The 20,775-nt window shown below is 71.4% G+C and carries 17 protein-coding genes; 14 read left to right on the forward strand and 3 right to left on the reverse strand.

The annotated features are described in order from the left end of the window. The first annotated feature begins 15 nt into the window (after positions 1–15). From AB0B90_RS11745 to AB0B90_RS11775, 7 genes are all read left to right on the forward strand, one after another. A complete protein-coding gene (locus tag AB0B90_RS11745) occupies positions 16–1,056 on the forward strand; it encodes an LLM class F420-dependent oxidoreductase (protein ID WP_350948085.1) in 1,041 nt (346 codons plus the stop codon). A gap of 85 nt (positions 1,057–1,141) precedes the next feature. Then, complete coding sequence (locus tag AB0B90_RS11750; RefSeq protein ID WP_362922326.1) at positions 1,142–2,278, forward strand: aminopeptidase P family protein; 1,137 nt, start codon at positions 1,142–1,144, stop codon at positions 2,276–2,278. A gap of 25 nt (positions 2,279–2,303) precedes the next feature. Beyond that, entirely contained in the window at positions 2,304–2,864 is a 561-nt protein-coding gene (gene efp / locus AB0B90_RS11755; RefSeq protein WP_350948087.1) for an elongation factor P, read from the forward strand. Then, the gene (nusB, locus tag AB0B90_RS11760) at positions 2,864–3,274 is read left to right on the forward strand and encodes a transcription antitermination factor NusB (protein ID WP_350948088.1); all 411 of its coding nucleotides are present in this window, start codon (positions 2,864–2,866) and stop codon (positions 3,272–3,274) included. The genes efp and nusB overlap by 1 nt, the downstream gene beginning before the upstream one ends. Before the next feature lie 301 nt (positions 3,275–3,575). Beyond that, positions 3,576–4,334 carry a methyltransferase domain-containing protein gene (locus tag AB0B90_RS11765; RefSeq protein ID WP_350948089.1) on the forward strand — a complete coding sequence of 253 codons (759 nt, stop codon included), beginning with the start codon at positions 3,576–3,578 and terminating at the stop codon, positions 4,332–4,334. A 55-nt stretch (positions 4,335–4,389) separates the two neighbouring features. Then, entirely contained in the window at positions 4,390–5,610 is a 1,221-nt protein-coding gene (gene dinB, locus AB0B90_RS11770) for a DNA polymerase IV (RefSeq protein WP_350948147.1), read from the forward strand. Positions 5,611–5,757: 147 nt separating this feature from the next. After that, entirely contained in the window at positions 5,758–6,162 is a 405-nt protein-coding gene (locus AB0B90_RS11775; RefSeq protein ID WP_350948148.1) for a DUF3040 domain-containing protein, read from the forward strand. A 353-nt stretch (positions 6,163–6,515) separates the two neighbouring features. Here the strand turns inward: AB0B90_RS11775 and AB0B90_RS11780 are convergent, their stop codons facing one another. Genes AB0B90_RS11780 through AB0B90_RS11790 form a run of 3 tightly spaced genes read right to left on the reverse strand, consistent with a single transcriptional unit; the run spans position 6,516 to position 11,184 of the window. Continuing rightward, on the reverse strand, positions 6,516–8,957 hold the full coding sequence (locus AB0B90_RS11780; RefSeq protein WP_362922329.1) for a DUF3488 and transglutaminase-like domain-containing protein: 2,442 nt from the start codon (positions 8,955–8,957) through the stop codon (positions 6,516–6,518). Then, positions 8,954–10,210, reverse strand: a complete 1,257-nt coding sequence (locus AB0B90_RS11785) for a DUF58 domain-containing protein (RefSeq protein ID WP_350948091.1) — start codon at positions 10,208–10,210, stop codon at positions 8,954–8,956. The genes AB0B90_RS11780 and AB0B90_RS11785 overlap by 4 nt, the downstream gene beginning before the upstream one ends. Next, positions 10,207–11,184 carry a MoxR family ATPase gene (locus tag AB0B90_RS11790; protein WP_350948092.1) on the reverse strand — a complete coding sequence of 326 codons (978 nt, stop codon included), beginning with the start codon at positions 11,182–11,184 and terminating at the stop codon, positions 10,207–10,209. Before AB0B90_RS11790 ends, AB0B90_RS11785 begins: the two co-directional genes overlap by 4 nt. A 491-nt stretch (positions 11,185–11,675) precedes the next feature. Here AB0B90_RS11790 and mraZ point away from each other — a divergent pair, with 491 nt between their 5' ends. The 7 genes from mraZ to mraY all read left to right on the forward strand — a co-directional run bounded on the left by mraZ (position 11,676) and on the right by mraY (position 20,757). Continuing rightward, on the forward strand, positions 11,676–12,107 hold the full coding sequence (mraZ, locus tag AB0B90_RS11795) for a division/cell wall cluster transcriptional repressor MraZ (RefSeq protein ID WP_350948149.1): 432 nt from the start codon (positions 11,676–11,678) through the stop codon (positions 12,105–12,107). Positions 12,108–12,333: 226 nt separating this feature from the next. Then, entirely contained in the window at positions 12,334–13,326 is a 993-nt protein-coding gene (gene rsmH / locus AB0B90_RS11800) for a 16S rRNA (cytosine(1402)-N(4))-methyltransferase RsmH (RefSeq protein ID WP_362922332.1), read from the forward strand. A 223-nt stretch (positions 13,327–13,549) separates the two neighbouring features. After that, a complete protein-coding gene (locus AB0B90_RS11805) occupies positions 13,550–13,858 on the forward strand; it encodes a hypothetical protein (protein ID WP_350948094.1) in 309 nt (102 codons plus the stop codon). Between the two features lie 941 nt (positions 13,859–14,799). Further along, complete coding sequence (locus AB0B90_RS11810; protein WP_350948095.1) at positions 14,800–16,587, forward strand: penicillin-binding protein 2; 1,788 nt, start codon at positions 14,800–14,802, stop codon at positions 16,585–16,587. 40 nt (positions 16,588–16,627) lie between these two features. Next, entirely contained in the window at positions 16,628–18,172 is a 1,545-nt protein-coding gene (locus tag AB0B90_RS11815; RefSeq protein WP_350948096.1) for a UDP-N-acetylmuramoyl-L-alanyl-D-glutamate--2,6-diaminopimelate ligase, read from the forward strand. A 12-nt stretch (positions 18,173–18,184) separates the two neighbouring features. Then, on the forward strand, positions 18,185–19,702 hold the full coding sequence (gene murF, locus AB0B90_RS11820) for a UDP-N-acetylmuramoyl-tripeptide--D-alanyl-D-alanine ligase (RefSeq protein ID WP_350948097.1): 1,518 nt from the start codon (positions 18,185–18,187) through the stop codon (positions 19,700–19,702). Further along, the gene (mraY, locus tag AB0B90_RS11825; RefSeq protein WP_350948098.1) at positions 19,699–20,757 is read left to right on the forward strand and encodes a phospho-N-acetylmuramoyl-pentapeptide-transferase; all 1,059 of its coding nucleotides are present in this window, start codon (positions 19,699–19,701) and stop codon (positions 20,755–20,757) included. The genes murF and mraY overlap by 4 nt, the downstream gene beginning before the upstream one ends. Positions 20,758–20,775: the final 18 nt, after the last annotated feature.

Here is a 20,775-nt window from a genome sequence, read left to right on the forward strand (position 1 = left end):
AAGGACGATCTCACGATGCGCATCGGTATGGCCCTGAACTACTCGGGGGGCTTCAAGGAGACGGTGGCCGAGCTGGCCGACTACGAGAAGGCCGGGCTCGACATCGTCTTCGTCGCCGAGGCGTACAGCTTCGACGCGGTCAGTCAGCTGGGCTACATCGCCGCCAGGACCGAGAGGCTGCAGATCGCCTCCGGCATCCTGCCCGTCTACTCCCGCACCCCCGCCCTGCTGGCCATGACCGCCGCGGGCCTGGACTACGTCTCCGACGGCCGCTTCACCCTCGGACTGGGAGCCTCGGGCCCCCAGGTCGTCGAGGGCTTCCACGGTGTTCCCTACACCGCGCCGCTCGGCCGTACCCGCGAGGTCGTCGAGATCTGCCGTCAGGTCTGGCGGCGCGAGCGCCTGACCTACGAGGGCAGGCACTACACCGTCCCGCTCCCCGCGGACCAGGGAACGGGGCTGGGCAAGCCGCTGAAGCTCATCAACCACCCGGTCCGCGAGCGCATCCCCGTCGTGATCGCCGCCATCGGTCCCAAGAACGTCGAGCTCGCCGCCGAGCTCGCCGAGGGCTGGGAGCCGATCTTCTACGTGCCGGAGAAGGCCGCCGACGTGTGGGGTGCCTCCCTGGCGGCGGGCGGGGCGAGGCGGGATCCGGCGCTGGGCGAGCTGGACGTGATCGCCCAGGCCCCGCTCGCCATCGGCGACGACGTCTCCGGCTGGCTGGAGCTGGGCCGCCCGATGGCCGCGCTCTACATCGGCGGTATGGGCGCCAAGGGCAGGAACTTCTACAACGACCTCGCCCGCAGGTACGGCTACGAGAAGGAGGCCGAGCAGATCCAGAACCTCTACCTGGAGGGCAGGAAGGACGAGGCCGCCGCGCTCGTACCGCACGAGCTGCTGGAGAGGACGTCCCTGATCGGCTCGGAGGGGCACGTCCGCGAGCGCCTGCAGGCGATGCGCGAGTCGGGTGTCACGACCGTCAACGTCGCCCCGCTCGCGGGCACCCACGAGGAGCGCGTCCGGCTCATCGAGAGGGTGAGGGAGCTCGCCTCCTGACCGCCGGTCCGGTGAGCGCAGGGTCGCAGGATTAAGGTGACGGCATCGGTTAAAATTGGTCAAATCGGTTAATAGCATGCCTACCATGACCGCCACCCACGCCCGGCGCCGCGCGAGCCTCGCGGCCCTGCTGCCCGCTCACCGAGCGGACGCGATCCTGGTCACCAGCGTCGTGAACGTGCGCTACCTGACCGGCCTGGCCAGCTCCAACGCGGCAGTCCTGGTCAGGGCCGACGCCGACGCCACCCTGGCCACCGACTCCCGCTACATCGAGGCCGCCCGGCGCGTCTGCGCCGACGTGGAGGTGATCGAGGCGTCCGACGTCGCCGGGGCCCTGCTGCCGGAGAACGGCCGGACCGGCATCGAGGCCGACCACATGTCCGTCGCCGACTACTTCCGGCTGGGCGGAGGACTGCCGCGTCTGTCCGGGCTCGTGGAGTCGGTGCGCACGGTCAAGGACGACGCCGAGATCGACCTCATCCGCACCGCGTGCGAGCTCACCGGCAGGGCCTTCGACGAGGTCGTGCCCGGCTTGCGTCCCGGACTGACCGAGAAGGAGGTCGCCAGGGCACTGGAGCGCCGGATGGTGGAACTGGGCGCGGACGGGCTCGCCTTCGACTCGATCGTCGCGAGCGGGCCCAACGGCGCGATCCCGCACCACTCGCCCTCGGACCGGCCGCTGGAGCGCGGCGACCTGGTCACCATGGACTTCGGGGCGCTGTACCGGGGCTACCACGCGGACATGACCAGGACCGTGGCGATCGGCGAGCCCGCGGGATGGCAGCGCGAGCTGTACGACCTGGTCCGCGCCGCCCAGCGGGCCGGGAGCCTGGCCGCGCGGGTCGGCGCGGCGCTCCACGAGGTGGACGCCGCGGCCCGCGACCTGATCGGGGAGGCGGGCTACGGGGAGTTCTTCAAGCACGGCCTCGGCCACGGCGTCGGGCTGCAGATCCACGAGGCCCCGTTCCTCTCGCCGGCGAGACCCGAGAACCCGCAGGACTCCCGGGGAGAGCGGGAAGGTTCTCCGAAGCCGGAACGATCTTCGAGAGCGCCGGAGCGCGACCATGAGCACGCTAGACTAGAGGATCGAGTTCCGGTGACCGTCGAGCCAGGGGTTTACCTTCCCGGCAGGGGCGGTGTCCGCATCGAGGACACGCTCGTGGTGCGCGATGGCGGACCGGAACTTCTCACACGGACGACCAAAGAGCTGCTCGTCCTTTAAGAGCGGCCGTACGCAGGAGAGACTAGTGGCGACGACGAACGACCTCAAGAACGGCCTGGTGCTCAAGCTCGACGGCGGTGAGCTCTGGGCCGTCGTGGAGTTCCAGCACGTCAAGCCCGGCAAGGGCGGCGCGTTCGTCCGCACCAAGCTCAAGAACGTGCTATCGGGCAAGGTCGTCGACAAGACCTTCAACGCGGGCGTGAAGGTCGAGGTGGCCAACGTCGACAAGCGCGAGATGCAGTTCTCCTACATGGACGGCGACGACTACGTCTTCATGGACACCGAGACCTACGACATGCTCCACGTCTCCAGGACGGCGGTCGGCGACTCGGCCAACTACCTGCTGGAGAACATGCTGGCCACCGTGGCGATCAACGAGGGCAACGTCCTCTACGTCGACCTGCCCGCGGCCGTCGAGCTGCTCGTCGCCGAGACCGAGCCCGGCCTCCAGGGCGACCGCTCCACCGGCGGCACCAAGCCCGCCACGCTGGAGACCGGCGCCGAGATCAAGGTGCCGCTCTTCATCACCACCGGTGAGAAGGTCAAGGTCGACACCCGCACCGGCGATTATCTCGGCCGCGCCTGATGTCGGCACGAGGTAAGGCGCGCAGGCGCGCGCTCGACATCCTCTTCGAGGCCGAGGCGCGTGGCCAGGACCCGCTGAGCGTCCTCGCCGAGCGCCTGGAGCGGGCCGAGCCGCCCGTGAACGAATACACCACGACGATCGTCGAGGGCGTGTGCAGGCACCGGTCGCGCATCGACGAGCTGATCACCACCTACTCCGAGGGCTGGACGCTCGACCGCATGCCCGCGGTCGACCGCAACCTCCTGCGCGGTGGCACCTACGAGCTGCTGTGGATGCCCGACGTTCCCGAGGGCGTCGTCATCAGCGAGTGGGTCAGCCTGGCCTCCGAGCTGTCGACCGACGAGTCGCCGCAGTTCGTCAACGGGCTGATGGCCCGTTTCAAGCAGCTCAAGCCGTCCCTGGCGCTCTAGCGGTCCCGCGCCGGACGTCGACCGGGAAAACCTCGGCGGGGAACAACCGTCCCGGCCGAGGGAAACCCGCTCAGGGGCAGCAGACACCTCGCCGGTCGCCCCTCGGGGGCCCGGATCTCCGGGTCTCCCCGCCCCGGCGTACCCCTGTCCAGGGTGTCCCCTTTTCTCCCGGCTTGCCCATGGGATCCGTCCGAGCCGGGAAAAAGACTCGATCAAGTACGAGTATGGATACTCCTTGGGCCGCACCGGGGGGCGCGCCGCGTAGGCTGGGCTCGTCACCGAACGAGGAGGCGATCTGAAGTTGCACGCCGTAGGCATCTCACGGCAGGCGGGCACCCCCGCGGTCCGCACAGCGGTCGTGTGGGACGTCCTGAGTGCCGTGCTGGCCGAGCGGGTGGCCGCGACAGGCCGTGAGCGGCTCGACATCGTCGACGCCGGGGGCGGAACGGGCGGTTTCGCCGTTCCCCTGGCCGCCCTGGGGCACGCCGTGACGGTCGTCGATCCCAGCCCCGACTCGCTCGCCGCGCTGGAGCGCCGCGCGGCGGAGGCGGGGGTGGAGGTGCGCGCCCTGCAGGGTGACGCCGCGGACCTGGGGGAGTTGCTCCCGGGTGGCGGGGCCGACCTGGTGCTCTGCCACAGCGTGCTGGAGTACGTGGAGGACCCGACCGGCGCGGTGCGGGCGATGGCCGGCCTGCTGCGCGAGAGCGGCGTGATCAGCGTGCTCGCCGCCAACCCGCTCGCCGCCGCACTCCACCGCTCCATCGCGGGCAGGTTCGACGAGGCACTCCAGGTCCTGGACGACCCCCAGGGCCGCTGGGGCGACCGCGACCCCACGCCCAGGCGCTTCACCCGAGAGGCGCTGGAGCGGCTTCTCGCCGCGGCGGGTTTCACGCCCGGCGAGGCGCACGGCGTGCGGATCTTCACCGACCTGGTGCCCAGCAGGCTGCTCGACGGCGAGCCCGGAGCCGCCCGCGCCCTGGTCGCCCTGGAGCAGGCGGCGGCGGCGCACCCGGTGCTCCGCGACATCGCCACCCAACTGCACATGCTTGGCCACCGGTGAACACCACATCGAACGCGTGTTCCCGTAGGATGGCGGGGTGTCGAGAAAGCAGCAGATGCCGCGTCCGGGTTCCGATCTGGGGACGGACGACAGCGGCTGCCCGATCCTCCACGTCGACATGGACGCCTTCTACGCGGGTGTCGAGCTGCGTGACCGTCCCGAGCTCCGGGGTTCTCCCGTCATCATCGGCGCGCCCGGGGCGCGCGGGGTGGTGCTCAGCGCCACCTACGAGGCCCGGAGATTCGGGGTGCACTCGGCCATGCCCATGACCCGGGCCCGACGGCTCTGCCCCCAAGCGGTGATCATCCCGCCGAGCCGGGGCAAATACGCGGAGGTCTCCCGGCGCGTCATGGAGATCTTCCACACCTACACCCCCGAGGTCGAGCCGATCGCCTCCGACGAGGCGTTCCTCGACGTCGGCGGGGCCCGCAAGCGTCTCGGCCCGCCGGCGGCGATCGCCGGGATGATCCGCGAGCAGGTCGTGCGAGAGCAGGGCGTCACCTGTTCCGTCGGGGTCGCCGGCAGCAAGTTCGTGGCGAAGCTCGCCTCGCGGCACTGCAAGCCCGACGGCCTGTTCGTGGTGCCCGCCGACAGGGTGGTCGACTTCCTGCACCCGCTGCCCGTGGCGGCGCTGTGGGGCGTCGGGGAGCGCACCGAGCGGTCACTGGCCCGCCTCGGCATCAAGACCGTCGGTGACCTCGCCAGGGTCCCTGTGGAGACGCTCCAGCGGGATCTGGGCCAGGCGGCCGGCGCGCACCTGGCGGCGCTCGCCTGGGGGCGCGACGAACGCCCGGTGACCCCGTACGTCCCCGACAAGAGCATCGGCGCGGAAGAGACCTTCGCCACAGACATCGCCGATCCCGTGGAGATCCGCAGGGAGCTGCTCCGGCTCTCCGAGCGGGTCGCCGCCAGGCTCAGGGAGGGCGGCAGCGTCGGCCGCACGATCAGCGTCAAGCTCCGCCGCGCCGACTTCACCACCCTTTCCCGGTCCAGGAGCCTGCGAGAGCCCACCGACGTCGCCAAGGTCCTGTACGAGGTCGCCTGCGCCCTCTACGCCGCCTCCGGCCTGGAGAACACCAGGCTGAGACTGGTCGGCGTGCGGGTGGAGAACCTCGGCCCGGCCGCCGGGGCGACCCGGCAGCTCGGGCTCGGAGAGCGCGAGACGGGCTGGCGGGAGGCCGAGCGGGCGATGGACAGGGCGGCCCGCAGATTCGGTCGCGATGCCGTCCTCCCGGCCTCCCTTGTTCGCCCGCCGTTTGATGGAATAGACCCATGACGCGGCCTCCGGTTTGGACTACGTTGGACGTTTTCTTTCGTCTACGTCTACAGCCTCGTATTCTGGGGATAACCGACCGCGAGGTTCGGACACCCCGTGTCGTCCGTCACCGTCTTCCCCGTCCTGGGGCTGTCCTTGGGAGGCGCCGTGCCGCTCTCTGAGCACGAGCAGCGCTTGCTCGACCAGATCGAGCAGGCCCTCTACGCCGAGGACCCGAAGTGGGCCAATACCGTCAGGATCAGTGATCCCCGCAGCCATTACAGGCGCCGCCTGGTGAAAGCCTCCATCGGCTTCATCCTGGGTGTCGTCCTGCTGATGGTCGGCGTTGTGATCATCAACATCCCGCTCGGCGTCGGCGGTTTCGTGGTCATGCTCGCCGCGTGTCTGTGGGGTCTGTCCAGCTGGAAGCGGATGAACGGGTTCGGTGAGGCCAACGCGGCCACGTCGCCCGATCAGCCGCGAGGCAAGGGGGGGCGCCGTCCCGGCGGCTCCCGCCAGAGCTTCATGGAACGTATGGAGGAGCGCTGGCGCCGTCGCAACGACGAGCGCTAGCCCGGCGGGGGGCGTCACCTTCCCCGGAGAATCCCCCCGACGATCTCTCCACGCCGACGAGGGTCACTCCCGCATGGGAGCGGCCCACGTCACCCCCTGTGTCGTTCAGCGCGTCGTCCATCGCCTCGTCCGCTGTGTCGCACGGTGTCGTCCCCCGGGTCCCTCTCGCGTGCCCCGGCGGCTCCTGCCTCGCCGTCCGTCGGCGACGAGGATCCCCGGGTAGCCCGGAGCGCCGATGATGAACGCCGGTCGGCCGACCGGCTCGACGATCACCGCGGCCGGGACCGTGAACAGTGCCGGCAGCGGCGGCCCGGTGATCGGGGCGCGATGTCGCGCCCCGATCACCGGAGGGCTCAGGCGCCCTTCCTGGCCGGTCGGCGCAGCCGGATGTTCTCCAGCCGGTCGAAACCGTCCAGCACCCGCCCGCCCATCGCCCGCGCCCGCAGGAGCGTGGAGGGCGGTAGCAGCACCGCCCTGATCCGCCTGCCACGGGTCACGGTGGCCGCCAGCGCCCGCCGCACGGTGCGCATGTCCTCGCGCAGGGTGCCGATCTCGCCCGGCGTTCTGGCGTAGAGCATCCGCTCCACCGCCGCGGCGATCCTCGCCAGCGCGGCGGCGGCCTCCGGCTCGAACACGTACTGCTCGGCCAGCCGCCTGGCCAGCGCGCGCGGACTCTCGCTCACCTGCCGCGACATCCCGTAGTCGCACAGGGCGTCGTCGAGTTCGGCCCACGCGGCCGTCACCGCCGGCTCCCAGCGGATCTCCCTGACCGCGGCGGGCGCGACGGCGGTGGGATCGGGGACGGCCGAACCCTCGCCCCCGGGACCCTTCACCGGCCGTGAGTAGGACCTGGCTCGGCGGGCCCGCAGCTGCCAGCGGATCAGCGCGGGGATCAGCGCGACCAGAAGCGCGATCGCGACCCCGATGCCGATCTTCGCAGCCGGCGGCATTCCCTCGTCCACCGGGATCAGCGCGCCGCCGGAGTCCCGGTCGAGTTGCTCGCGGCGGCGGTCGTCCGCCGCGCCGGTGGGCGAGTCGGAGTCGTCGGGGGCCGACGACGGTGCCGCGCTCGGCTCGTCGGAGGTGGCCGGCGCCACCTCGGGGCGGGTGTAGGACGGCACCGTCGCGCTGCCCTGACCCGCTCCGCCCGCCGGGGTGGGCTCGAAGCGGAGCCACCCGACGCCCTCGAAGTACAGCTCGGGCCAGGCGTGCGAGTCATGGGTGCGCACCTGCCACCCCTCGGAGGTGACGCTGCCCCCGGTGTAACCGATGGCGACCCTGGAGGGGATGCCCAGGACGCGCGCCAGCACCGCCATGGACGCGGCGAACTGCTCGCAGTAGCCGGTCCTGTTGCGGATCAGGAAGTCCGTCAGCGCCGGGCCGTCGTGCCCCTGGGTGGCCAGACTGTAGGTGAACCCGCCGGTCTTGGTGAAGAACTCCTGCAGCTGGATCGCCTGCTCGTACGGGCTTGCGTCCTGCTTGGTCTCGCTGAGGGCGAGCTGCCTGATCTCCTCGGGCAGGTTTTCCGGCAGCGTCAGGTATCGGTCCCTGATCGCCGTGGCGGGCGAGGGCGCCGCCTTGAGCCTGTCCGCCGTGGCCTCGGGCTCGGCGGTGAGGGCCTGGTAGGTGAGGCCCCCCGCGGTGTTCCGCGTGGAGAAGACCATGAGCGTGTCGCGGTCGGGACGCCAGTCGCCCGCCACCGTGACCCTGGACACCGGGTAGGGCAGGGGGAGGAAGCTCAGTCTCCTGACCTGCGGGCTCACCGTGACGGTGACGGTCGCGGGCGTGACGGGCACGTTCGCGCCCTGGCCGGGAGGCGGTGGCATCGGTGCCTCGGAGGTCCGGTCCTCGGGGCGGCCCCTGGGCTCCGACATCGTCCACTGCTCGCCGTCGAAGACGTCGAGGGAGTACATCCTCAGGTAGCGCGGCGTGCTGTCGCTGGCCTGGTAGGTCAGGACGGTGGAGTTCTCCGGCAGCGACAGCTGGCCGCGCAGGTTGACCATGGGGTTCGGGATGCTGATCGAGTTGCCGCCGCCGCCCCTGCCGTTGCCCACGCCGAAATTGAACAGCGGGTCGGGCTCAAGGGTGGGCAGCAGCGCTGGCAGCAGGACGGCGAGCGCGATCGCGGTGAAGCCGATGCGCCTGCCCGAGAGCCGCAGCGGCCCGGTGTCGGCGGGGTTCGGCCGGGTGGCGGTGAAGGACGACGTGCGGCGCACCAGCACCGCGCGGCCCCATTGGCCGACCCGTTCCCGCCCGTCGGCGACGAGGATCCCCAGGTAGCCCAGGGCGCCGATGATGAACGCCGGCCAGCTGATCGGCTCGACGATCACCGCGGCCGGGACCGTGAACAGCGCCAGCAGCGGCAGCCCGGTGAGCGCCGCCCTGCGCAGCCGCGCGGCGAGCAGGTCCACCAGGACGGCGATCAGGCCGACACCGCCGCAGGTGAGCAGGACGATGCCGGCGTTGTCGGGCACGGGGGCGGCGAACCGCTGGATGTCGGCGAAGCCCGTCGTCAGCAACTCGTCCAGCCTGTCGAGCGAGTCCCAGGTGGGAAACACCCTCGCCCACGCCTCGTCCCCGGCGAACACCGCCGTGAGATAGAGCAACACCGCGAGCACCTGCACGGGCGGCGCCAGCCAGCCGGGCAGCGTGTAGTGACCGGCCAGCATGCCGACCCCGGTCACGACCAGGATGGCGCCCAGGCTCGACCAGAACCAGGCACCGCCCTGGAAGAGCGGGTAGAGCGCGAGCGCGACCGCTCCCGTGGCCACGCCCGACGCGATGGAAAGTCTCATGAGCCACTCCTGCCGGCCGCGAATCGTCCGCGTTGCGCGACGTCCTGCCAGACGCTCGCGACGGAGGTGCCGGCGGGCAGCCCCACCACGCGCCAGCCCGTTCCCGTGAGCACCGAGCGCACCGCCCGGAACTCCTCGTCCTCGCCCAGTTCGGGATTCTCCCAGCCCTCGACGTCCAGCAGCACGGCCACGCCGGTCACGTTGCCGTGCCTGGCCCTGGCCAGCTCCTGGGCCTGGTCGAGGTCCATCTTGCCGAGCACGGCGACGATCAGGCCGTCGCCGCCCCCCTGCCGCAGCGCGCCGACGCCGTACTCCAGTGACCGTGCCGTGCTGGTCCGCACGACGGCCAGGGTGTCCAGCAGCGACAGGCTCAGCCCGCTGTCGGTGAGCTGCTCGGCCCCCTGGTCGGTGACCAGGCGCAGGCCGAGACCCTCGTGGGCGAGGTGCACGCCGATGGAGGCCGCGACCGAGACCGCCGCCTCGAACGACGAGCGCGGGCCCTCGCCCCGGTGGGCGTAGCGCCGGGTGTCCAGCAGCAGCGCCCCCCTGCTCTGCCACTGCTGCTCCTCGCGCCGCACCATCAGCTCGCCGTGCCTGGCGGTCGAGCGCCAGTGGACGCGACGCAGGTCGTCGCCCTGACGGTACTCACGTGGCGCGACGTCGTCGTCTCCCGCGGCCGCGACGCTTCTCGTACGGCTGTCGCCCCCGCCCGTCCACTCACCGGACAGGCGCACATGGGGCAACGCCACCACCTGGGGCGTCACCATGAGCGTGTCGGTGATGGTGAACGACCTGGTCAGCTCGACCAGGCCGAAGGGGTCGCTGATCCGGATGGAGAGCGGCCCGATGGTGAAGCGCCCGCGCAGGTCGGAGCGGACCCGGTAGTCGATCTCCCGGATGCCCTGCGCCTCCACCCGGTCCAGCACGAACCTGGGCCGGGCGCCGAGGGCGTAGGGAACGGTGTCCTCGATCATCAGCAGCCCGGTCGGCAGCCGGGTGATGTTCTCCAGCCGCAGCGTCACGGTGGCCTCGCTGCCCACCTCGGTCCTGGGCGGGTCCAGGCGCCGGGCGCAGCTCAGCCGGTAACGGGTGCGGGCGACCACCAGGGCCGCGAGCAGCGGCAGCGAGACGATCAGCACGCCGATCCTGAGCAGGTCGTGCTCGCCGAGGATGAAGGCGCACAACAGCGCCGCGACGCCGGACGCGAGGAAGGACCGGCCGCGGGCGGTGAGCGCCTTGAGGCCAGAGGTCACCGGGCCTGGGCCTCGGGCACGGGCACCCGGCGGACCAGGTCGGCGATCACCTGCTCGGGCGGGCGGCGCTGCCCCTGGGCCTCGATGCTGGGCAGCAGCCGGTGCGCGAGCACGGGGGCGCACAAATCCTGAAGGTCGTCGGGGATGACGTAGTCGCGGCCCGCGAGTGCGGCGTGCGCCCGCGCCGCCCTGACCAGCTGCAGGGTCGAGCGGGGGGAGGCGCCCAGCCTCAGGTCGGGGGACTGACGGGTGGCGGTCACCAGGTCGATCGCGTATTTCTTGATCGGCTGGGAGACGTAGACCCCGCGCACCGCCTCGATCAGGGCCTTCACCTGCTCGGTGGTGGCCACCGGCTCCAGCTTGTCCAGCGGGGAGGCCGCGCCGTGCACGTCGAGCATCTCCAGCTCCGCGGAGGGGGCGGGATAGCCCATCGCGATCCGGGCGGTGAACCGGTCGCGCTGTGCCTCGGGAAGGGGATAGGTGCCCTCCATCTCGATCGGGTTCTGTGTCGCGATCACCATGAAGGGGGAGTCCAGGCGGTAGGTCGCGCCGTCGACGGTGACCTGGTGCTCCTCCATGCACTCCAGCAGCGCCGACTGGGTCTTCGGCGAGGCCCGGTTGATCTCGTCACCGACCACGATGTTGGCGAAGACCGGGCCGGGCTTGAACTCGAACTCCCTGGTCTGCTGGTTGTAGGCGCTCACCCCGGTGATGTCGCTCGGTAGCAGGTCGGGGGTGAACTGCACGCGGCGCACCGGGCAGTCGATGGACCGCGCCAGCGCCTTGGCGAGCATGGTCTTGCCGACTCCGGGCACGTCCTCGATGAGGAGGTGTCCCTCGGCGAGTAGTACGGTCAAGGTCAGGCGGACGACGTCGCTCTTGCCCTCGATCACCGATTCGATCGACTCACGAATCCGGTGCGCGGTGACCACAAGATCATCGAGCTGTGGTGAGACGTCATGTGTTACTGCCACCAGGCCTCCATGAGGGTGCGGCGGTTGTGCGCCGAGGGGTTACCGTTGCGGAATCTTTGCGATCCCGTAACTCATTCTGCCTTCCGACACTACGGCGCCATACGTTCCCACGGCGACTTTATGCGGTCATCAGGGCTGATTCCGGGTAAACGGTCATAGCGGGCGACGCGGTGGTCGCGACCACGTGCCGGGGCGCGCCGATTCCGGAACGGTGCGGGGATCCCCGCCTTCCATCATTCTTCGCCGCGATCCGACTTATTTCATGATCCATAGCCTATTCGGCGGCCTTACCCGACACGCCCGTGGCGTACGAGGGGCCGCTTACCCCCTCCACTCCGCACCACCCCATTTGAACTGGGGAAATGTCGGCGAAACCCGTCGTGAAGAGGCGTGGAATCAGTTGACGGTGGAGAGAAGTGGAGTATGGTGGTGCGCAGTGGAGGGCAGGGCGGCGACGCCTGGCGCTCCGCTGGGCACGGGAGGTGAGGCCGGTGTTCCTCGGCACTCACCACCCACGTCTTGATGACAAGGGACGGCTGTTCCTGCCGGCGAAGTACCGCGAGGAGCTGGCGGAGGGTCTGGTGATCACCAAAGGCCAGGAGCGCTGCCTCTACGTCTTTCCCGTAGAGGAGTTCCAGCGCATAACCGAGGCTCTGCGCACCGCGCCGGTGACCGCCAAGGCGGTCCGCGACTACAGCCGCGTCCTCTTCGCCAGCGCATCCGACGAGGTCGCCGACAAGCAGGGCCGGATCACCGTTCCGCAACCTCTGCGCGAGTACGCCAGCCTGCGCCGCGACTGCGTGGTCATCGGAGCCAACACCCGGTTGGAGATCTGGGCCGCGGACGCCTGGAGCGCCTATCTGGCCGACCAAGAGCAGGCTTTCGCCGATCTGTCGGAGGAGGTGCTGCCAGGGATTCTGTGATTCCACGGTCGACTCATCGGTAAAACGTCGTTCGGCGAGGTCTCCACCCGCAACCACCTGTCCGTCAGCTGATGCACCTTCCCCGGTGTCAGGTGACGGGTGGACACGCGGGTGCGGATGGGGACCTGGCCGGACGGCCCCGGGGGTGGGGGCCTGTTTTCAAGACACCGGTGAGCGTCCGCCGCGCGTCCACGGGACGAGGCGGGAAAGAGGGGGGTTGCGCTTCATGCGCGCCGAGAACCAAAACCATGATCTCCAGACGGCCGGGGGTCACGTCCCCGTCATGCTCGACCGGGTGCTGGAGTTGCTCGCTCCGGCGCTGGCCCGCCCCGCCCCCGTGCTCGTCGACGCCAACCTCGGCCTCGGCGGTCACGCCGAGGCCCTGCTGGCCGCGCACCCCTCGCTCCACCTGATCGGGATCGACCGCGACCCCACCGCCATCGAGCGCTCCACCACCAGGCTCGCCCCGTACGCCGAGCGGATCACGCTGGTCCGCGCGGTCTCCGACGAGCTTCCCGAGGTGCTGGCCGAGCTGGGCCGTCCCCGCGTCGACGCCGCGCTGTTCGACCTGGGCGTCTCCTCCCCGCAGCTGGACGAGGCCGAACGCGGTTTCGCCTACTCCTACGACGCGCCGCTGGACATGCGGATGGACCGCGACGAGGAGCTGACGGCCGAGGTCGTGGTCAACACCTACCCGGCCGCCGAGCTGATCCGGATCCTGCGGGATTACGGAGAAGAACGATTCGCCCCGCGTGTCGCGCACTTAATCATCAAGGAAAGGGCCAGAGAGGCCATAACGTCTACCAAGCGGCTTGCGGAGATCGTCAGAACGGCGATCCCGGCCGCTACCCGCAGGACCGGGGGCAACCCCGCCAAAAGGACTTTCCAGGCGTTGCGGATCGAGGTGAACGCGGAGTTGACAGCACTGGAACGCGCGCTCCCGGCCGCGCTCGACGCATTGACGCTGGGCGGGCGCGTCGTCGTGCTCGCGTACCACTCCCTTGAGGACCGGTTGACGAAGCAGGTCATCACCGCGCGGACCAGGGACACCGGCCCTGTCGGCCTCCCCGTCCCGCTGCCGGCTCACCAGCCGCGGTTCGCGCTCCTGACAAGGGGAGCCGAGCTTCCGAGCGAAGAGGAGGTGGCCCGCAACCCGCGGGCGGCCTCCGCCCGGTGTCGGGCGGCAGAGAGGATCCGTGAGGCAGTTGACGAGGAGTGAGACAGACGTCCGACGCGCCGCGCCCAGCCGCGGCGCACGCCCCGTGCGCGTCCCCCGCGCGGTGCCGCAGGGGTACGGGACCAAGCCGGCCAGGCCTGCGCCCGCAACCGCTCCGGCCGCGCAGGGTAAGCAGGTCAAGGCTGTGGCTCTCGGGGCTACAGGTGCCTCAGGGCCCCCGGCGGCCCGTCGCGCCAGGCCGCCGAGGACTCCTTTCCTGCTGCTCGTGGTCGGCCTGCTCTGCGGCGGGCTGATCAGCCTGCTGCTGCTGAACGCCGTGCTCGCCCAGGACTCCTTCAGGGCCAACGGGCTGCGCAAGGAGATCAGTGACCTGCGCATCGCGAAGGAGAGCAAGCAGAGCGCGATCATGCGGCAGGAGATGCCGGAAGCGGTGGCGAGGAACAACGAACTCCAGGGTCTGGGTCCCGACTGGGACACCGCGCGCGTCATCGACCCCGACAAGCCCGCCGTCGGGGGCGCCGACGACGCCACCAAGCCCGCGGGGCAGGAGCGAGTGCCGGGCACGGGCCGGTGAGGGAGACCGGGGGGCCCGGTCCCGGGCAGGGCCGCGGGGGCTCCGGGGGAGGACCGGCGGGAGGGGCGGGCCGCCGTTCTCCCGGCGGTCCCGGCCGCGCGGCCAGACCTGGCGGTTCCCCGGACGCCTCCGGTAAGCCGCGCAGGCCGGGGTCCGGCGACGCCGGGCCGTCCGGTGCTCCCGGCGTTCCCGACAGCCCCCGGGAGCCGGCCCCCCCGCGCAGGCCTCCGGCCTCGGGCAGGCAGGGGGCAGGCGGTTCGGGCCGTACGGGTTCCTCCGGAAGTTCCGGCCGTGCGGGCTCCCCTTCGGGCCGTGCGGGTTCCTCCGGTGGCTCGGGGCGCGGGGGCTCCGCCGGGAGCTCCGGCCGTGCGGGCTCCTCCGGTGCCTCCGGCAGGGCAGGCTCGTCCGGCGGGTCACCGGCACCGGAAGGTTCCGGCAAATCCGGTAAACCGGCCAGGGGCGGCAGGCCGGGCTCCCCGGCGAGGCCGTCGGCCGCCGGCGCGTCCGGCAGGCCGGGAGCCCCGGGCAGGCCCGCTCCCACTGGCAGGACCGGTTCCGGCGCACGGCCGCCCGCTTCCGACGGCTCGGGCCGGCAAAGACGACCGGACGGCAAGGGCGGTGCCTCCGGTGCCCCCGGTGCCCCCGGCATCCGTGGTGTCCCCGGCGTTCCCGGTGTCTCCGGAGCCCCGAGGGCTTCCGGTGGATCCGGCCGCCCCGAGGCGCCGGGCAGGACCTCCGCCCCCCGCCCCGGCAGGCCGCCGGGGTCCGAGGCCCCACGCAGGTCCTCGGGGCCCGAGGCCCCGCGCAGGTCCTCGGGATCCGAGGCCCCGCGTGGGCCGGTGCGGTCCTCACGGGCGGAAGGACCGCCGGACCCGCTGGGCTGGGTGCGGTCCGCGCCGAGGCGCGGGGGCGAGCGACCGGGGGATCACGAGCACACCCGCATGACCACACGCGGCGGCGGTGGCAGGCCGCCGCGGCCGCCGGCGCGCCCGTCGGCGGTGCTGCGCCTGGGCAACCCCCGCAGGCGCATCGGTATCGGCCTGATGGCGATGACCTTCGTGCTGTCCATCTTCGCGGGGCGGCTCATCCAGCTCCAGGGCCTCGACTCGAAGGTCTACACCGCGGAGGCGGCCAAGCAGCGCGTCCAGGGTGAGAAGCTGCCCGCGAGGCGAGGGTCGATCACCGACGTGAACGGTCACGAGCTCGCGCTCACCCTGGAGGCTCGCGAGATCTTCGTGGACCCCTCCCAGGTCTCCGCCGGCCAGCGTGACCGGGTGGCCACGATCCTGGCCAAGGAGCTGGGCACGCCCAAGGAGTCGATCGCCGCCAAGCTGGCCCAGAGCACCAGCCACTACCAGCAGCTCGCCGCGGCCGTCGACCCGCCGCTCGCCCAGCGGATCATGGCGCAAGACCTCAAGGGCGTCGGCAGCAAGCACCGCTACCGGCGTGACTATCCCGGCGGCGACCTGGCGGGCACCCTGCTGGGCTTCGTCGGCACCGACGGCACCGGGCTGGCCGGGCTGGAGAGCACCTACGACAAGCTGCTCGCGGGCCGCGACGGCGAGCAGATCATCGAGACGGGTGCCAGGGGGCAGCGCATCCCGATGACCCGCAGCACCGTCCGGGCGCCCGTCGAGGGCAGGGACGTGCGTCTGACCATCGACCGCGACGTCCAGTGGGCCGCGCAGAAGGCGATCGCCGAGCAGGTCAAGGCGACCGGGGCGCGCACCGGCAGCGCGATCGTGCTGGACACGCGGACCGGCGAGGTGATCGCCATGGCCAACGCGCCCGAGCTCGACCTGAAGAACTGGATGAACTCTCCCGGCGCCGACCGGGTCAACCGGTCGGTCACGGACGTGTTCGAGCCGGGCAGCACCAACAAGGTCATCACCGCGGCGGCGGCCCTGGAGTCGGGTGCCGTGCGGCCGGAGACCCTGTTCACGGTCGCCGACCGGATCAGGTGCGCCGACCAGGTGCTGAAGGACTCCCACCCGCACCCCACCGAGCGCCTGACCTTCTCGGGCATCGTGGCGACCTCCAGCAACGTGGGCACGATCCTCGCCACCCAGAAGATCGGCGACGAGAAGCTCCACTCGATGCTCCAGCGCTTCGGGTTCGGCACGAAGCCGGGCTCGGAGTTGCCGGGGGAGGAGGCCGGGCTCCTGCCCGACTGGAAGAGCTGGTCGGGTAGCCAGCGCTGCACGATCGCGTACGGCCAGGGGGTCTCGGTGACGGCGCTGCAGACGGCGAGCGTGTACCAGACCATCGCCAACGGCGGGGTGCGTGTCACCCCGCGGATCGTGGCCGGCACCACCGGTGAGAACGGCGTGTTCACGCCGTCGCCGCCGGGCAAGCAGACCCGGGTGGTCGGCGAGCGTACGGCGCGGGAGATCGCGACCATGCTGGAGGCCGCCGTGAGCGAGGAGGGCACCGGCAACCTCGCCGCGATCGACGGTTACCGGGTGGCGGGCAAGACGGGGACCGCGATGCGCTACGACACCAGATGTCAGGGTTATTGCGGTTATACCGCGACTTTTGTTGGTTTCGCTCCCGCGGACAAGCCCCGCCTCGTCGTCCTGGCGGTCCTCCAGGACCCCAAGGAGGGCCATTACGGTGGGGAGATCGCCGCGCCGGTCTTCAAGAAGGTGATGACGTTCGCGTTGAAGAGCGGGAAGATCCCGCCGACCGGAACCAAGCCGTCCCCGGTGCGGATACGCGCCGGAGAGTGACGAGTGAAGGTACGCTCTCGCCGTGCGTCCCCCGTCGTCAATGCGACCCTCAACCAGTTCACCCCGTCCGCTCTCGGGGCTGGCGAGCCTCATCGGCGCGCCCTCGGGCACGTCGCGAGCCCCGCTTGCCGCGGTGTCCGGGATCACCATCGACTCGCGCCAGGTGTGCCGGGGAGATCTCTACGTCGCGCTCCCGGGGGCCTCGGTCCACGGGGCCGACTTCTCCGCCCAGGCCCTCGCCGCGGGTGCCAGCGCGATCCTGACCGACGAGGCGGGAAGGGAGGCCGCGGTCGCGACCGGCCTCCCGGTCCTCGTCGTGCCCGATCCGCGGGCCCTGCTCGGGCAGGTCTCCGCCTGGGTGTACGGCAATCCCGTGGCGGACGTCATGGTCGTCGGAGTCACCGGCACCAGCGGCAAGTCCACGGTCACCTTCATGCTGGAGGCCGGGCTGCGGGCCGCCGGGCACAGCCCCGGGCTCATCGGGGGGGTGGAGATCCACGCCGGTGAGCTGCGCTTCGCGCCGAAGCTCACCACGCCCGAGGCGAGCGACCTGCAGAGCCTGTTCGCCCTGATGCGCGAGCGGGGCGTCACCGCCGCGGCGATGGAGGTCTCCAGCCACGCGCTGGCGCTCGGCCGGGTCGACGGGGTGTTCTACGACGTGGCGCTGTTCACCAACCTGTCCCAGGACCACCTCGACTTCCACCGTGACCTCGACGACTACTTCGCGGCGAAGGCCAGGTTGTTCACCCCCGAGATGAGTCGCGTGGGGGTCGTCAACCTCGACGATCCGCACGGACGTGAACTCGCGGGCTTCGCGAAGATCCCGATGACCACCTTCTCCGCCGAGGGCGCCCTGGAGGCCGACTGGCGGGCCACCGGTGTGCGGCTGGGCCCCGAGGGCAGCACCTTCACGGTCGTGGGGCCGGGAGGCGTCGAGGAGGCCGCCTCGGTCGCCCTGCCGGGGCCCTTCAACGTGTCCAACGCCCTGGGCGCGATCGTCGCGCTGGTGGAGGCGGGTGTGCCGCTGCGGGCCGCGGTGGCGGGTGTCGGTACGCTGACGGGGGTTCCCGGCCGGATGGAGCGGGTTCCCGGCGGCGAGGACTTCCAGGCCATCGTCGACTACTCGCACAAGCCCGGCGCGGTCGAGTCGGTCCTGCGCTCGCTGCGCGAGGTCACCGAGGGCGAACTCATCGTCGTGCTCGGCTGCGGGGGTGACCGTGACCGCAGTAAACGCCCAATGATGGGAGAAGCCGCCGCAAGGTTGGCAGATGTGGCTATTCTCACCAGCGACAACCCCCGCTCCGAGGATCCCCTGCGGATCCTCGCGGAGATGATGGACGGAGTTCTCGGTGTGCCCCAGGACGGGCGCGCACATGTGATCATTGAGCCGGACCGCGCCGCGGCCATCGACCTGGCCATCGGCCGGGCGGGTCTCGGTGACGTCGTCGTCGTGGCCGGCAAGGGCCACGAGCAGGGCCAGTACGTCGGCGACCAGGTGCTTCCTTTCGACGACAGGCAGGTCGTGGCCGACGCGATCGTCAGGCGCAGGAACCGCACCGGGCGCCGAAGCACGTATGGAGAGTAGGGAAGACGCATCATGATCCCGTTGCCGCTGGCCAGGATCGCCGAGATCACCTCGGGGGCCCTCGCGGGCATGGCCGACCCACGCGCGGTGGTGCGCGGCCCGGTCGTCACCGACTCCCGCGCCGTCGAACCGGGGTCGCTGTTCGTCGCGATCAAGGGCGAACGGGTCGACGGGCACGACTTCGCGGCGCAGGCCGTCGCGGCCGGGGCGGTCGCCGTGCTCGCCGCCCGGCCGGTCGACGCCCCCGCCGTCATCGTCGGTGACACCGTGGCCGCCATGACGGGCCTGGCCACCGCCGTCTGCGCGGCACTGCCGGCGACCACGGTCATCGGCATCACCGGCTCCGCGGGCAAGACCACCACCAAGGACCTGCTCGCCAGGCTCACCGCGAGGATCGGCCCGACGGTCGCCACGGCCGGTTCGTTCAACAACGAGATCGGCCACCCGCTGACCGTGCTGAAGTCCTGCGAGGACACCCGCTACCTGGTGCTGGAACTCGGCGCGAGGAACGCGGGGCACATCGCCCACCTGACCCGCGTCGCCCCGCCGAGGATCGGCGTGGTCCTCAACGTCGGCACCGCCCACCTGGGCGTCTTCGGCGGCAAGGAGGAGATCGCGAGGGCGAAGGGCGAGCTGGTCGAGGCGCTGCCCGCCGACGGGGTGGCCGTGCTCAACGCCGACGACCCGCTGGTGGCCGCGATGGCCGGGCGCACCGGTGCCCGCGTCACCTGGTACGGCCGGGGCGAGGACGCGACCGTACGGGCCGAGAACGTGACCGTCGACGAGCGCGGCCGAGCCTCCTTCACGCTGCGTACCCCCTCGGGTGCCGCCCCCGTCGGCCTGCGCCTGTACGGCGAGCACGCGGTGGAGAACGCGCTCGCCGCCGCGGCGGCCGCCTACGAGCTGGGCCTGCCGGTCGCCACCATCGCCGAGGAGCTGTCCGAGGCCGAGCCCCGCAGCCGCTGGCGGATGGAGGTCACCGACCGCGCGGACGGCGTCACCGTGATCAACGACGCCTACAACGCCAACCCCGACTCCATGCGGGCCGCCTTCGGCACCCTGGACGTGCTCGCGGGCGGCCGCCGCCGCTTCGCGGTCATCGCCGCCCTGCGCGAGCTCGGTGACGAGAGTGCCGCGCTCAACGAGGGGCTGGGACGCCTGGCCGGGGGCGCGGGCCTGGCGGGCCTGTTCGTCGTCGGCCCCGACGCGGATCCGGTCCTGGCAGGGGCGGAGGCCGCCGTACGGGCCGCGCGGGAGAGCGGCGTCGTCGCGCACGCGGGAGCGGCGCCGCACGGGGCGGGGGGACCACCGGGCGACGGCGCGCTCTCGCCTCTCTCCGCGTTCGGCGAGACCGCCGAGCCCGATGCCGCCGCCGGCGCCATCCGGATCTCGCACGCCGCCGACGCGGCCCAGGCGGGCGCGGAGCTGTCGGCACTGCTCGCCCCCGGCGACGTCGTACTGATCAAGGGACCGCGCGCCGCGGGCCTCGAACGCGTGGCCGCGGCGCTGCTCGGGGGTGACCGCCGATGAGGGAGATCCTCGTCGCGGCGGCGGTCAGCCTGCTGCTGTCCATGCTGGGCACGCCGCTGGCGATCCGCCTGTTCTCCCGGCGCGGCTACGGGCAGAGCATCCGGGAGGAGGGACCCTCCGGCCACCACGACAAGCGCGGCACCCCCACCATGGGCGGCACCGTGATCGTGATCGCCGCGCTGGTCGGCTTCGCCTGCGCCCACCTGTACAGCTTCACGCCCCCCACGGTCTCCGCCGTCCTCGTGCTGTTCCTGATGACGGGACTGGGCGCGGTCGGCTTCCTCGACGACTTCATCAAGATCTACAAGCAGCGCAGCCTCGGTCTGCGAAGCGGTGCCAAGGCGCTGGGCCAGCTCATCGTGGGCGCGGTCTTCGCGGTCCTGGTGACCCGTTTCCCCAACTCCTACCAGATCACCCCGGCCGAGACGCGCCTGTCGTTCCTGAGGGACTTCGGCCCCTCCATCGGCCTCATCGGCTTCACCATCTGGGTGCTGATCATGATCGTCGGCTTCTCCAACGCGGTGAACCTCACCGACGGTCTCGACGGCCTCGCCAGCGGCGCCACCGGCGTGGTGCTCGCCTCGTACGTGCTGATCGGCAACTGGCAGCTGCGCAACAGCTGCACCAGCCAGCTCGGACCCAACTGCTACTGGGTCCGCGACCCGCTGGATTTGGCGGTGGTCGCCGCCGCGGTGCTCGGCGCGCTGGTCGGGTTCCTGTGGTGGAACGCGCCGCCCGCGAAGATCTTCATGGGTGACACCGGCTCGCTCGCCCTGGGCGGCGTGATCGCCGGTCTGGCCATCACCACCAGGACCCAGCTGCTGCTGATCATCCTCGCCGGGATGTGCGTGCTCATCACCATGTCGGTGATCATCCAGGTCGGCTTCTTCAAGATGACCGGGAAACGGGTCTTCAGGATGGCGCCGCTCCAGCACCACTTCGAGTTGAAGGGCTGGGCCGAGACGACCATCGTGGTCCGCTTCTGGCTGATCGCCGCCCTGTGCTCCGCCGCCGGACTGGGGATCTTCTACGTGGAATGGATGCCCAGGCTGTGAGCGTACGGACGAGCGTGG

The organism is Streptosporangium sp. NPDC049078 (genome assembly GCF_040648855.1).
Lineage (GTDB): Bacteria > Actinomycetota > Actinomycetes > Streptosporangiales > Streptosporangiaceae > Streptosporangium.